Here is a 14010-nt window from a genome sequence, read left to right on the forward strand (position 1 = left end):
CTCGTCGCGGGTTCAGTCGCGGCGAGGTGCAGTGGGCGGCGCTAGGAGACCTTCTCCCACGTGCCGCAGCGCGCGGTTTCGAAGGCCACGTCCGACTCGGCGATGGTGACCACCATCTGCCCGGAGCCGAAATCGTTGACGATGATCTCATCGAGGTCACCCGTCGTCCCGGACAACCGCGCCCAGTAACACGAGTCCGCGCCCGCGGCGCGGTAGGTGCCCGGCTCGATGTCGGTGCCCACCAGATACGTGCCGTCGCCCGGGATCGTCGCGCCCGCCGACCCCGGTTCGTCGCCGCCCTCGGGCTCCTCCGCCGGAGGCGCGGTGACCTCGACGGTCGACTCGACGGTGGTCGTCTCCGTGGCGGTTTCGGTGACCGTCGTCGGCGCGGCCTCCGTGGACGAGGAGGAACCGCCGGCGAAGCCGAGCGCGCCGCCGAGCAACAGACCCGCGACCAGCGCGATTCCGCCGATCAGCGCGGTCTTGGAACCGGTGTCGCCGTGTTTGCCGGTGTCGTACTGACCCGATCCGTACTGCGCCGATCCGTACTGGGTGGCGCCACCCGGTGCTTCCCAGCCCTGCCCGTATTGCTGATCGGCGCCGCCGTTTGCGTACCAACCGTCCTGCGGTTCACCCGGCTGCGGGACGTCGTCGTGGGCCTGGGGGCGATAGTCGTTCATCGGGGTCCCTTCATCGGGGAAATGGTCCAAGAAGACAATACCCAGCGCGCGGGCCCGCGGCGGCACACGCGACGTGCCGCTAACCCGGCCCCCAGGGGTTTGCCCGTACTCTGTGAGGAATGACCCCGATTGACATCCGTTCACCTTTCCGCGAGACGCTCCACCGGCTTACGGAGGAGTGCCGCGGCATCACCGACGGCGACAACGCCGCCTACATTCCGGCGCTGGCGAACGTCAATCCCGACCTGTGGGCCACCGCGGTGATGAGCCCCGAAGGCGACCTCTACGCCTTCGGCGACATCGACCACGAATTCACCATCCAGTCGATCTCGAAACCCCTGGTCTACGGCCTGGCCATCGAGGAAATGGGGTTGGACGCGGTGCTCGAACGCGTCGGCGTCGAACCCTCCGGCGACGCGTTCAACGAAATCTCCGTGGACAGGAGCGGCCGCCCGGTCAACCCCATGATCAACGCCGGCGCCCTGACGGTCCACGGCCTGCTGCGGGAGCATTGCGGCGGCAGCGCCGACGACCTCATCCTCGACGGTCTGTCCGAGCTGGCCGGACGGCAACTCGGCGTCGACGAAGAGGTCTGGCGCACCGAATGCGACACCGGCTTCCGCAACCGAGCCATCGCGAACCTGCTGCGCTCCACCGAAACGATCACGGGCGACCCGCTGCAGGTGTTCAGCGGGTACATCCGACAGTGCGCGATCAACATCACCGTGTGCGACTTGGCGACGATCGGCGCCACGCTGGCCACCGGCGGCGTCCATCCGCTGTCGGGCAAGAGGGTCTTCCGAGAAGAGACCGTGCAGTGGATCCTGTCGGTGATGTCGACGTCGGGCATGTACGACTCGGCGGGCAACTGGATGAACTTGGTGGGGGTGCCCGCCAAATCGGGCGTGTCGGGCGGCCTCTTGGGCGTCATTCCGGGCGAGTTGTCCCTGGCGTCGTTTTCCCCGCCGCTCGACGACCACGGCCACTCCGTGCGCGGCAACGCGTTCTTCCACCGCGCCTCGTCGGAGCTGGGCCTGCACATGATGCGCGTGACCGGTCGGCCGCATGGTGCACTGCGTCATCGCGCGGTCGTCGACTTCAACGCCGACGGCGTCCAGGACACCACCCTGCTGCGCCTGTACGGCGACATCGATTTCTGTTCCTACGAGGCCATCGACCGGGAGGTCACCCGCGGCGCGGCGTCCGGCACCGACCTGTTCGTCGATCTCGTCGAGGTCCGTTCCCTGGCCCCGAAGGCGAAGGAACTGCTCGAGGAGCTGCTCACCGCCGCGGGCGAGAAGATCACCACCTACGTCCACGACCCGGCGGACCTGCTCGACCACGACGCCTGCGCCACCCCGCACTGGGTCGACAAGGCCGAGATCCGCAAGTACCGGTCGGATCAACCGGAACGCCGCGCGCCCCGCAAGCTGTTGCGCCGCCGTGACGCGCGCAAGGCCGGCGGCAAGAAGACCGGTTCCCGGACCGCCTCGATGGCCTCGGCGAAGCGGTCGGATCCGCGCCGCAAGCGATGAGTGTCGGCTCGTCGTCAAGCAGTTCGCTGCCGCGACGCATTGCCGGTGCCGGGACTTTTTGCTTGACGACGCCCACCTCCTCGCAGCCGACGTGACACATCCCACACGGCCGCATCGTTGTGGGACGCGAGCGCGACCAATATAGTTGACATGACATCAACTACTGAAGGAGCACCCCGCACATGAAGCTCGGCATCATCACCGGCACCACCCGCCCCGGCAACGTCGGCACCGTCGTCGGCGAGTGGGTCATCGAGAACCTCTCCGCCCGCACCGACGTCGAGATCAAGGACCTGAAGGTCGCCGATTTCGACCTCGACCTGCTCGGCGAGCCCACCATCCCGGGCCAGGCCAACGGCAAGTACGAGGACCCGAAGACCGTGAAGTGGGCCGAGGCCGTCAAGGAGTGCGACGCCTACGTGTTCGTCACCGCCGAGTACAACGCCGCTCCCCCGGCCGCGTTGAAGAACGCCGTCGACCTGCTGTTCGTCGAGTGGAACGACAAGCCCGCCGGCTTCGTCGGCTACGGCTTCGGCGGCGGCCAGCGGTCCATCAAGCACTGGCGCGACATCGTCGGCAACCTCAAGATGAAGGACGCCGAGGCGACCGTGAACATCTTCCTCGGCGAGGAGTTCCCCGGCGGCCGGTTCACCCCGGCGGAGGGCAAGGCCGACGACCTGCAGAAACTCGTCGACGAGATCGCCGCGCTGAACGGCCGGCAGTAGGCCGTCGGCGGGGGCGTCGGCGGCAGGGCGCCGGCGCGGCGCAGAAGATCCGCTATCAGAACAGCGGCGGCTGGGTGGGCACGCCCGGACCGCTGCCGGAATCCGGGCGGCGCAGGGGATCTTCGATGTACGTCGCATCGGCGGCCCCGGCCCCGCCCCCGGAGTCGGACGCGGACTCTGCGGCGCCCTCGGCGCCCGGCCCGGCTCCTCCCCCGGACGCGGCACCGGATTCCCGCTGATCCGAGTCATCGCCCGTCAGCGACGCCGACGGGCGCAGTCCCGGAAGGTCGAACAACGGCGGTTCGATCACGCCGTTTTCACCCACGACGCCGTCATCGACGCCGATGACGTCGAAAAGCGCGTTCTCCTGCGCTGACTGCCGCAACGCGTCGCCACCGCCGCGGCCCGCATCGGCCTCGTCGATCGCGTCCGCCTCGGCATCCCGGCTCCGGTCGGCGTCGACGCCATCGGTCTCGTCATCGTCGGTGAACGGCTCGGCGGCGGGCTCGTCGGGAAGCAACGGCTCCAGCTCCAGGCCCTCGGCGACCCCGCGCAGCTCAATGCGCAGCATCCGCAGCCACGCGGACCCCGCGGTGACGTCGCGGGCCGCCGCCACAATCGCCTTGGCGTCGCCGTCGTACTCGTCGAGCGCGTCGGCCAGCGACTCTTCGGTGAACACCCACTCCGACGTCGCGCCGCACTTCCGACGGTGCGCCATGGAATCCATCGTCACCGCGAGATCATGGCCGGGCACGCCGCGGACCACGGCGACCAACTGCGGACGCCCCACGCGCAGCGAATTCGGGTACAACCGCACCTGCGCCCGCCGCTGCACCGGCACGAAATCCCCGGCCTCGGCGGCGATCAACTCCACCGCTTCGTCAACGTGCGGATCCTGCCCCGACAGCCAGGCGTGGCCCAGCGCCGCCATGACCGCACGCACGGGCATCCCGGCGGCACCGTCGACGAGCAGCCCCAGCGCGCGCATGCCCTCCATGACCCGGTGGAGCACCCCGCCCCACATGTCATCCAGACCGTCGTACAGGGCGCCGCACGTCCAGTTCAGGTGCGAGTCGATGCAGCACGGGTACCACATCATGCCGTCGTCGAGGTCCGCGGCGAGCGCGACCGCTTCACGACGAACCCGCTTGGCGACGTCGGCCAGCACCTCGGCAGGGGGCATCCAACTTTCCTGCGCGTTCTCGCCGACCCAATGGTCGGGGCCGCGGAGCCACCCGGCGACCAGCCAGGCCCAGCGGCGCGAGGCGTCGGCGGAGAACCACCTCTGCGCCGATCGCGCCGTCGGCTGGCCCGTGACCGGGTCCATGAAACCGGCGTCGACGAGCATGCCCACCACCTCGAAGACCACGGACACATCCGCCCCGACGGACGCGGCGAAATCCGACGCGGCGACGGAACCGGGGAAGTCGTGGAGGGCACCCGCCCCCAGGTAACCGCCGTCCTCCCACAACTGCATGACGGCGGTGCCCACCGCCACGGCCGACGTCGCCGCTTCGACGTACGCCTCCGGCGGCGTCCACGCCGTACGCGGCTCCTTCGGGTGCGGCGTGGGCAGGGGCAACCGGTCCATCTTCAACGCCAGGGCCACCGGCGAAATCATCGATGCGTTGAGCACGAAACCCGGCCGACAATCGAATGCGCCCGCGGCGTCGACCGGCTGCGCGTGTTCGCCGCCCGTGGTGTCGTCGGCCGCTTCGAACGTCACCGCCAGCAGATGCTCGACCGCCCATTCGACGGCGGCGGCGCGGCGTCCGCCCCACTCGCGGGCGTCGAGGTAGATGGCCTCGCCGGCGAACAGCAGAAGCGACTTCTTGATGGCATCCGGGGCGGTGTCCACCAGCGCGCGGACATGGCGCGGCGAACACAGGAACGTGCGCAGCCGGGCGAGCAACTCGACACCCGACGGAGCGCCCGGGGCGACCGGTTCATCGTCGACGGGGCTGATGAGCTCCGCCGCCCCCTTCGCGGCTGCTGCGGCGCGGTGCTCGGCGGCGGAGATCAACCCGAGGTTCTCCATCTTGCGAAGCAGCTCGGAGCGGTTGTTGAAGTCGAACACGTACGCCACGGGCGTCGCCATCGTCGGGTCCTGGACCAGGACGTCCGAGATGTGCGGGGGCACGTTCCACACGCCCTCCGGTTCCTGCCACACCAGACCCAGATCCTCGGCGCGGCCCATCAACGCGGTGACGTCGGCCCGGGCGGCGGGGAGTCGGACGGTCGACGGCGGATGGTCGCCGTCGTGGGGCATCGAGTCCGCCTCGGAACCCCACACCGCGACGGCGGTGATGTCGTCGACGGCTGCGGAGTCCTCCAGAACATGCACCAGCTTCACCGCGGCCAGCACATCCGGCGTCGCGGCCGACACGGCGGTCAGGGCGGCCTGCCGCGTCATCAGCAGTTCGGCGGTTTCGGCCCGCGACACCGGGGTGGGACTGCCCGGGCAGGCCACGCGCAGGAGCCGACGCAGCTCCGCCTCGCCCAGACGTCCGACGTGTTCGCCGAAGTCGGGGCTGGCTGCGTAATCGGCCCTGCTCTCCATTCGGGTCATTATGGCCCATCGGGGTCCGGGATGGGGAACCATCCGGCCCTTCGGGGCGTGGGATCGCCACGTCGGCACGCCGGGTAGGACACACACGCTCCGAAAACACGACCACATGGACCCACGGGCCGGCGGTTCCCAAAGGACGGCGTTTAATTCGAGTACGGTGTCGCAGAAGTGCTCGGCCGAACCAACCCACGCTTCACGGAATGTAATCGAATTTTGAACGACCAAACGTGTTACAACATGAGCCAAGCGCTTAATGTCGGCCGGGAAGTTGCACCGACAGAAAGATGCAGATAATGCGGTTCTCCGATTCTCAACGCCGGTTTTGAAGGATATTATCCAATCAACCGAGTTCCTGTGCTTGACCACCGCACTCGGAATTCTGATTCTCGCCACAATCTCACGCCCCTTAAGCTGGTCGGACGGATTTGCTTTTGCGATCACCATCGGATTGATGGCCATCCTCGCCCATCGGCGGTGGGTCAACAATCGGAGGCTGCCTCGCGCACTCGCGGCGCAGGGCGTGGCCCTGGGGGCCTTGGCCGCCGGAGAGCTTTTCCACGCCACGGGGGCACGTGAACCCACCGCCACATTCACCACTGGCCTGGTGTTCATCGCCGCGGTCATCACGGTGTGGCGTATTGGGCAGCGGCGATAGCACCACGTGAGAATCGCTCCCGCCAAGCGGAACCGCGACGTCGCATCGCGCTGACACACCGACGAGACGCCTCGACGCGCCCTAGTCGTGCGCCGGATTCTCCTCTCCCCAGAAGACGCGGTCGACCACGCGGCGGGAGTGCCGGGTGACGCGGAGATAGTTCTCCATGAACCCGGTGTTGTCGTCCGGATCCCAGCCCGCGGCACCGGCGACCTGCGCCAACTGCGGGCCCGGCTGGGGCAGCTCGTCCGTTCGCTTGCCGCGGGTGAGCACCAGGGCGTTGCGCGCCTTCGTCGCCGTCAACCACGCCGTGCGCAACGTCTCGGCATCATCGGCGGACAGGATCTCGTCGTCGGCAAGCGCCCGCAGACACTGCAACGTCGACGTGTTGTGCAGCCCCGGCACCTCATGGGCGTGCATGAAGGTGAGCAACTGCACCGTCCACTCGATGTCCGTCAACGCACCCGACCCCAACTTCGTGTGCGTGCGCCGATTCGCCCCTCGCGGCAGACGCTCGTTGTCCACCCGGGCCTTCATGCGGCGCACGTCGCGCACGACCTGCTCGGACGCACCGCCCTCCGGATACCGGAACCGGTCGATGCCGTGGAGGAACCTCTCCCCCAAATCCTTGTCGCCGGCGATCCACGTCGCACGCAACAACGCCTGGATCTCCCACGTCTCGCCCCACCGCTCGTAATAGGCCAGGTAAGAATCCAACGTGCGCACCGGCGGCCCCGAACGCCCCTCCGGACGCAAATCGAGATCCACCTCCAACGGCGGGTCCTGACTCGGCTTGGCCAACCGACGGCGCAGGGCATCGCAGATGCCGATCGCCCACCGCACCGCGTCACTGTCATCCGCCACCGGTTCCCCGTCGTCGCCGACGGCCGGTTCACACACGAACATCACGTCGGCGTCCGACCCGTACCCCAGCTCGCCGCCGCCGAGACGGCCCATGCCGATGACCGAAACGATCGCCGGCACCGGCTCATCCGGATGCTGCGCACACCAACCGCGGATCTCGGCGGCCAGCGCCGCCTCGAGCACGTTGTCCCACACCAGCGACAACGACGTGCACACGGACTCGACGTCCATGAACCCCAACAGGTCGGCCGACGCAACGCGCGCCAACTCAGCGCGCCGCAACGCCCGGGCCACGCCGATGGCCCGATCCGGGTCCGTATGCCGATTCGCGGTGGCCACCAACGACCGGCCCACCGTCGCCGGATCGGTGTCCAACAGCTTCGGCCCGGCCGCACCATCGCCGAAAAGCTTGATCGTGTCCGGCGACGACAACAACAGACCGGACACGTACGGCGACGTTCCCAAAATGTGCATCAACCGCTCGCCGACCACGCCCTCGTCGCGAAGCATGCGCAGGAACCACGTCTTGTCCACCAGCACATCGGAAAGCTTGCGGTAGTTGAGCAGACCGGCGTCCGGCTCCGCCGTGTCCGACAGCCACTCCATCAACGTCGGCAACAACATCGCCTGAATGCGCGCCTTACGCGAGGTCCCCGACGCCAACGCCGACAAATGGTCGTACGCCCGATCCGGATACAGGTAGCCCAGCGCCGCCAACTGACGCTTCGCCGCATCTGCCGACAACTGCATCGTGCCGGTGTCCTGCTCCACCACGGAATTCAGCAGCGGACGGAAGAACAACTTGTTGTGGAGCGTCCGAATCTGCCGCCCCGTCGCCCGAATCCGCTTCGCCAACGCATCGGCGGAATTCTCCGACCCGGCCGGGGTGACGCCGGCGGCCCGCCCCAACCAACGGCGGGCGGAAACGTCCTCCTCCGGCGGCAACGTGTGCGTCCGCCGCATCTTCTGCAACTGCAGGCGATGCTCCAACAGACGCATGAACTCGTAGCACTCGACCAGGACGCGCCCGTCCTCGCGGCCGACGTAGCCGGCCTCCACCAGAGCCTCCAGAGCCTCCACGGTGGGCAGGACCCGCAGCGACTCGTCGTAACGCCCATGAACCAACTGCAACAGTTGCACCGCGAACTCCACGTCGCGCAAGCCGCCGCGACCCAACTTCAGCTCGCGGTTCTTCAACTCGTCGGGGACGTTCTCGATGACGCGATCGCGCATCGCCTGCACGTCCTCCACGAAGGAATCACGCTGCGACGCCGTCCACACCAACGGCGAAAGCCCCTCGACGTACTCGCGGCCCAAATCCAAGTCGCCCGTCATCGGCCGGGCCTTGAGCTGCGCCTGGAACTCCCACGTCTGCGCCCACCGCTTGTAGTAGGCCCGATGCGAGTCCAACGTGCGCACCAACGCCCCCGACTTGCCCTCCGGGCGCAGGGCGGCGTCGACCTCGAAGAAACAGCGGCACGCCACCCGAATGAACTCCGACGCCAGGCGCGTGGCCCGGGCATCGGCCGGTTCGGCGACGAAGATGACATCGACGTCGGAAATGTAATTGAGCTCCCGGGCACCGCACTTGCCCATCGCCAACACCGCCAGACGCGTCGACACCGGGGCATCCGGGTACGTCGTGGCCACCGCCACCGACAGGGCCGCCGTCAGCGCGGCATCCGCCAAATCCGACAGGGCCCCCGTGACGCGGGTGAACGGGATCGGCGGCTGCCCCGGACGACGCGGCCCACGCGGATACGTGCCCGCCAAGTCCGCCGCGGCCACCCGCATGATCAGGTTGCGGTACGTCCGCTTCATGGCGACGTCCGCCTCGCGCCCGGTCAGCCCCGCCCGGTACAGGCCGGCGTCCTCCAACTCCGGCGACGACGCCGTCGGCTCCCGGTACTCCAGCTCCGCGGCCTCCTTCACCGACTCCTCGTCCGTGCGCACCGGGGTCTCCGGCGTGGCCTCGACGGAGGTGAGCATGTCGCGGAACATGTCCGCCCGGGTCGGCAGATCCGCCAGCAACAGCGACCACGTCGTCGGATTCGCCACCATGTGGTCGCCCAACATCGACGAAGCGCCCAGCAGGGCGAACACCCGGGTGCGCATGAGCACCTGCTGGCGCATCGCCGCATCCAGCGCCGACCACGACGCCCACTCCGGCAACTCGCCGGACGCGATGCCGGCGTCGAGCTTTTCCTTCAACCTCACCAACGCCGTCAGCGCCAGCTCCGGATCGGCGGCGCCGGCCAGGCCCCACAACAGCTCCAGGCCGTCCTCGTCGTACCAGCCCAGTTCCCTCAAATCGGCCGTCGACCGCTCGGCGTCCGGCAACCCGAGGGCGGCCGGGGTCGGCACCGTCTGCCGGGACGTTCGGGGGCGATTCCTCATCACCATGTCGTGATCACCATGTCGTGCTCGTCGTTTCGTCGTCCGGTTCGCTCACCGTCGGCGCGGTCAGTGGTCCAGCGGTCGGTGCTGCATCAGTCCGTACTGCAGCGGCCAGTGCTGCAGCGGTCAGTAGTCCAGGTTCGTGCGCAGCTCCCAGGCCGTCACCTGGCTCTGGTACTCGCGCCACTCGCGCCACTTGTTGCGCAGGAAGAACTCGTGGACGTGATCGCCGAGGGTGTCGGCGACCAGGTCGGACCGTTCCATTTCGCGCAGCGCCTCCTCCAGCGACGTCGGCAAGTCGCGGTAGCCCATGGCGCGCCGCTCGCGGCGGGTCAGCTCCGAAATGTTGTCCTCCGCCTGCGGAGGCAGCTCGTAGCCGTCCTGGATGCCGCGCATGCCGGCGGCGAGGATGACGGAATACGCCAGATACGGGTTGCAGGCCGAATCGACCGACCGGATCTCCACCCGCCGCGACGCCGCCTTGCCCGGCGAGTACATGGGCACGCGAACCAACGCGGACCGGTTGGCCAGGCCCCACGTCGCCGCCGTCGGGGCCTCGTCGCCGAAGACCGTGCGCTTGTAGGAGTTCACCCACTGGTTGGTCACCGCGGAAATCTCCGGCGCGTGCGTCAAAATGCCCGCGATGAAGCTGCGCGCCGTCGACGACAGCTGATGCTCGTCATCGGGGTCGTGGAAGGCGTTGTCGTCGCCCTCGAACAGGGAAATGTGCGTGTGCATGGCGCTGCCCGGCTGATCGGCGAACGGCTTGGGCATGAAGGTGGCGCGCACTCCGTTGCGCATGGCCACCTCCTTGATCAGGTAGCGGAACGTCATGATGTTGTCCGCCATCGTCAGGGCGTCCGCGTAGCGCAGGTCGATCTCCTGCTGGCCCGGGGCGTTTTCGTGGTGGGAAAACTCCACGGGGATGCCCATCGCCTCGAGTGCGTTGATTGCGTGACGACGAAAATCCGGTGCCTTGTCGTGGACGGCCTGGTCGAAATAGCCGCCGTTGTCCGTGGGCACCGGGGGCTGGCCGTCGGTGTCGAGGGAATCGACGAGGAAGAACTCGATTTCCGGGTGAATGTAGGACGTGAAGCCCTGATCCGCCGCAGCCTGCACCTGGCGACGCAGGACGTGCCGCGGGTCCGCCCAGCTGGCCTGGCCGTCGGGCATGGAGATGTCGCAGAACATGCGGGCCGAGTGCAGCTCCCGGTCATCATGGCGCCACGGCAGAATCTGGAAGGTCGACGGATCGGGGCGGGCGATGGTGTCGGACTCCGACACGCGGGAGAACCCCTCGATGGCCGAGCCGTCGAAGCCGATGCCCTCCTCGAAGGCGCCCTCCAACTCCGCGGGGGCGACCGCCACGGACTTCAGATACCCGAGAATGTCCGTGAACCACAGGCGGATGAAGCGAATGTCGCGCTCCTCGATGGCGCGGAGGACGAATTCCTGTTGGCGATTCATGCTCCCCAAGTTACGCGGGCGACCGACGTTCGTGTGGCACGCCGGTGTGGCATGCTTGGCGAATATGAGCACCCGGAAGATGCGCCTGAACGATCTCGCAGCCCGCAAGGCCGAGGGTCGGCCCTGGGCGATGCTGACCTGCTACGACTACTCCACGGCCCGCGCGTTCTCCAACGCCGGCGTCGAAGTTCTCCTGGTGGGAGATTCCGCCGCCAACGTCATGTACGGGTACGACACCACCACCGAGGTGTCGCTCGACGAGCTGATCCCCCTGGCCCGCGCCGTGGTCCGCGGCGCCCCGAACGCGCTGGTCGTCGCCGACCTGCCCTTCGGCGTCTACGAGGCTTCCGACGAGCAGGCGGTGCTCAGCGCGGCGCGCATGATGCGCGAAACCGGTGCCCACATGATCAAGATCGAGGGCGGCGAGCGCATCGCCCCGCGCATCCGGGCGCTTGTCAACGCCGGAATTCCGGTGATGGCCCACATCGGCTTCACCCCGCAGTCGGTCAACGCCCTGTCCGGTTTCAAGGTCCAGGGCCGGGGCGAGGGCGCCGAGCAGCTGCGCCGCGATGCCCGCGCCGTCGCCGACGCGGGCGCCCACGCGGTCGTGCTGGAGATGGTCCCGGCGGAGCTGGCCACGGAGATCACCGCCGAGTCGCCGATTCCGACGTGCGGCATCGGCGCCGGCAACCAGTGCGACGGTCAGGTGCTCGTGTGGCACGACGCCTTCGCGGTCCCGTCCGACGGCCGCCGTCCGTCCTTCGCCGCCGTCTTCGGCGAGGTCGGCGAGATCCTGGAAAGCGGCGCCCGCGATTACGTCGCGCAGGTGGAATCCCGTGACTTCCCGCCCGCCGACAAGGATTTCAAGGGCTGACCGGAGGCCCTGCGGTGACGGCCCGGCCGGGTCGCCGCCCACCCCGCATGCGGGTGACCCCGCCGACGCGCGAACCGGGCATGAACGGCCCTGCCCACCCCTTCCTTCCGGGGGTAGGATGGAGGGCATGAACGATTCCGGCAGCACCCCCGACACGACCGTCTCCGGCAGCACGAAGGAGCGGACCGCACCGTCCGAAAACCTCGAGATCGAGGTGAAGTTCTCCGCGCCCGAGCAGGCGGTGGCCCCCGGGTTCGATTTCGTGCCCGGCGTCGCCGACGTCGAGGTGGACGTCCGCGAGATGTCTGCGACGTATCTCGACACCGAGGATCTGCGCCTGACGCGGGCGAAGCGCACGCTGCGCCGCCGGTTGGGCGGCCCGGACGAGGGCTGGCACCTGAAGACCCCGGCGGAGGCCGGCCGCATGGAGTACGGCGCCGCCCTCGACGAGGGGTTGGCCGAGGGCGAGGGCGCCGAGGCGGTCTACGTGGTTCCGGATGCGCTGCTCGCCCCGGTGCGGTCCATCGTCCGCGATCATCCGCTGCGCCCGATCGCACGGGTCGACAACGTGCGCCACGTGTCCACGCTGAAAAACGCCGCCGGCGAGCCGATCGCCGAGTTCTGCGACGACCATGTCACGGCGGTGTCGTTGCTTCCGGGCGGCGAGGAGACGTCGTGGCGCGAGTGGGAGATCGAGCTGATCGGCGACATCGCCGGCACGCCGGAGGGCGCGGAGCTGTTGGAGCGTCTGGGCGCGGTGCTGGGCATCGCTGGCGCGACGCCGTCGGAGAGCCCGTCGAAGTTGGCCACGGCGCTGGGTTCATCGATGGACGCGGCGCCGCTGCCTCCGTCACCGGCGGATCTGCCGGAGGGCACGCCGGGTCGCGCGGTGGTCGATGCGCTGGCGGCGAATGTGGCGAAGATGGTCGAGTGGGATCCGAAGGTTCGCCGCGACGAGTGGGATTCGGTGCACCAGATGCGTGTGGCCACCCGTGAGCTGCGCAGTCACATGCAGACGTTCCACGGCATTCTCGTCGGCGATCAGTTGCCGCACATGGAGTCGGAGCTGAAGCTGCTGGCGGGTGTGCTGGGCGTGGCGCGCGACGCGGAGGTGGTGGCGGAGCGGTTCGAGAATCAGCTCGGGCGCGACGAGGCCGACGTCATCGACGACGAGATGCGCGAGGAGCTCGTCGCCGACATTCGCCGCGATTACGACCGGGCGCATCGTCGCGTCGTCGCCGCGCTGGATTCGAGCCGGTACCTGACCCTTCTCGATCAGCTCGACGAGCTGCTGGCCGATCCGCCGGTCAACCCCAATGCCGCGGAGGACGCCGAGAAGGCGGAGCAGGAAGCCGCCGAGCGCAAGGCCGCGGAGCAGTCCGGGGTCGAGTCGGCCGACGGTGCCGCTACTTCGCTTGACGACGCCGACGTCGCGGCCGAGGAGCGTGAGGACGACGATGAGCTGTCGTCGGACGAGACCGCGCGACGCATCGTCGACGAGTCGGATGCCGCCGACGCCGCGTTCGGCTCCGGCGAGTCCGGCGACGAGGCCGGTGCGTCGGAAGAGGAGCCGTCGGAAAGCGACGACGAGCCCGAGGCCCGCGACGCCGCGACGGAGCAGGTCGCCGAGCAGGCCCCGGAGAAGAAGCCGGAGAAGGCAACCGAGAAGACGCCGGAGCAGCTGCGCGCCGAGACCAACGCGGTGCTGGCGATTCATCTGTCGAAGGCGTTCGCGAAGTTCGAGAAGCGCCACCGCAAGGCCGTCGAATGCCGCGATGATCGGTCCATCCCGGTCGCCGAGCGCGAGGAGCATTTCCACGACGTGCGCAAGGCCGCCAAGAAGCTGCGTTACTCCGCGGAGGCCGCGCAGTCGGCGGGCATGCCCACCAAGAAGCTGTACGCAGCGTGCAAGACGCTGCAGTCGTCGCTGGGCGATTTCCAGGACACCTGCACCGCCCGCCAAGTCCTGCTGCAGAAGGCCCGCCGCGCCCACGCGCACGGTCAGGACACCTTCGGGTACGGCGTGCTGTACCAGATCGAGCGCATGGACGGCCTGAAGGCGCTGGAGGCCTACGACGACGACGTCGAGGACGTGCTCAAGGCGTACGACAAGCTCGAATCGAAGATGAAGAAGGCTCGCGAGAAGGCCGCGAAGGAAGCGGCGAAGGACGCCGAGAAAAAGGCCAAGCGCAAGAAGTAGGTTCGACGCCCACTGCGGGCGCGGCCCCCATGCGCCGACTGCGG

Annotated in this window: 9 protein-coding genes; 5 read left to right on the forward strand and 4 right to left on the reverse strand. The window is 68.6% G+C overall.

Annotated elements, in window-relative coordinates:
* Positions 1 to 41 precede the first annotated feature (41 nt).
* Positions 42 to 680: an Rv1352/Rv1906c domain-containing protein gene (locus CFREN_RS08730; RefSeq protein WP_224370055.1), complete on the reverse strand. Its 639-nt coding sequence runs from the start codon at positions 678 to 680 to the stop codon at positions 42 to 44.
* Between the two features lie 119 nt (positions 681 to 799).
* On the opposite strand from CFREN_RS08730, the gene glsA reads away from it, so the two are divergent.
* Both glsA and CFREN_RS08740 read left to right on the forward strand, forming a co-directional pair.
* Positions 800 to 2215: a glutaminase A gene (glsA, locus tag CFREN_RS08735; RefSeq protein WP_209652499.1), complete on the forward strand. Its 1416-nt coding sequence runs from the start codon at positions 800 to 802 to the stop codon at positions 2213 to 2215.
* A gap of 182 nt (positions 2216 to 2397) precedes the next feature.
* Entirely contained in the window at positions 2398 to 2940 is a 543-nt protein-coding gene (locus CFREN_RS08740; RefSeq protein WP_209652497.1) for an NADPH-dependent FMN reductase, read from the forward strand.
* A gap of 55 nt (positions 2941 to 2995) precedes the next feature.
* On the opposite strand, the gene CFREN_RS08745 is transcribed toward CFREN_RS08740, so the two are convergent.
* Positions 2996 to 5500 (reverse strand): hypothetical protein, encoded by a 2505-nt coding sequence (locus CFREN_RS08745; RefSeq protein ID WP_209652495.1) that lies wholly within the window; start codon positions 5498 to 5500, stop codon positions 2996 to 2998.
* A gap of 367 nt (positions 5501 to 5867) precedes the next feature.
* Between CFREN_RS08745 and CFREN_RS08750 the strand changes: the two genes are divergently transcribed.
* Positions 5868 to 6164 (forward strand): hypothetical protein, encoded by a 297-nt coding sequence (locus tag CFREN_RS08750; RefSeq protein WP_209652493.1) that lies wholly within the window; start codon positions 5868 to 5870, stop codon positions 6162 to 6164.
* A gap of 81 nt (positions 6165 to 6245) precedes the next feature.
* On the opposite strand, the gene CFREN_RS08755 is transcribed toward CFREN_RS08750, so the two are convergent.
* Positions 6246 to 9431, reverse strand: a complete 3186-nt coding sequence (locus tag CFREN_RS08755) for a bifunctional [glutamine synthetase] adenylyltransferase/[glutamine synthetase]-adenylyl-L-tyrosine phosphorylase (protein ID WP_209652491.1) — start codon at positions 9429 to 9431, stop codon at positions 6246 to 6248.
* Between the two features lie 120 nt (positions 9432 to 9551).
* Positions 9552 to 10892 (reverse strand): type I glutamate--ammonia ligase, encoded by a 1341-nt coding sequence (gene glnA, locus CFREN_RS08760; protein ID WP_070519542.1) that lies wholly within the window; start codon positions 10890 to 10892, stop codon positions 9552 to 9554.
* Positions 10893 to 10956: 64 nt separating this feature from the next.
* Here glnA and panB point away from each other — a divergent pair, with 64 nt between their 5' ends.
* On the forward strand, positions 10957 to 11766 hold the full coding sequence (gene panB / locus CFREN_RS08765) for a 3-methyl-2-oxobutanoate hydroxymethyltransferase (protein ID WP_070519540.1): 810 nt from the start codon (positions 10957 to 10959) through the stop codon (positions 11764 to 11766).
* Positions 11767 to 11893: 127 nt separating this feature from the next.
* On the forward strand, positions 11894 to 13966 hold the full coding sequence (locus CFREN_RS08770; RefSeq protein ID WP_209652489.1) for a CYTH and CHAD domain-containing protein: 2073 nt from the start codon (positions 11894 to 11896) through the stop codon (positions 13964 to 13966).
* The last annotated feature ends 44 nt before the right edge of the window (positions 13967 to 14010 follow it).

This window comes from Corynebacterium freneyi (assembly GCF_030408835.1).
GTDB classification, from domain to species: Bacteria; Actinomycetota; Actinomycetes; order Mycobacteriales; family Mycobacteriaceae; genus Corynebacterium; species Corynebacterium freneyi.

Excerpts from the sequence above, each read along its gene's own strand:
- CFREN_RS08740 (WP_209652497.1), top strand. The coding sequence starts at position 2,398 with ATGAAGCTCGGCATCATCACCGGCACCACCCGCCCCGGCAACGTCGGC.
- CFREN_RS08755 (WP_209652491.1), bottom strand. The coding sequence starts at position 9,431 with ATGGTGATGAGGAATCGCCCCCGAACGTCCCGGCAGACGGTGCCGACC.
- glnA (WP_070519542.1), bottom strand. The coding sequence starts at position 10,892 with ATGAATCGCCAACAGGAATTCGTCCTCCGCGCCATCGAGGAGCGCGAC.
- panB (WP_070519540.1), top strand. The coding sequence starts at position 10,957 with ATGAGCACCCGGAAGATGCGCCTGAACGATCTCGCAGCCCGCAAGGCC.
- glsA (WP_209652499.1), top strand. The coding sequence starts at position 800 with ATGACCCCGATTGACATCCGTTCACCTTTCCGCGAGACGCTCCACCGG.
- CFREN_RS08745 (WP_209652495.1), bottom strand. The coding sequence starts at position 5,500 with ATGGAGAGCAGGGCCGATTACGCAGCCAGCCCCGACTTCGGCGAACAC.
- CFREN_RS08770 (WP_209652489.1), top strand. The coding sequence starts at position 11,894 with ATGAACGATTCCGGCAGCACCCCCGACACGACCGTCTCCGGCAGCACG.
- CFREN_RS08730 (WP_224370055.1), bottom strand. The coding sequence starts at position 680 with ATGAACGACTATCGCCCCCAGGCCCACGACGACGTCCCGCAGCCGGGT.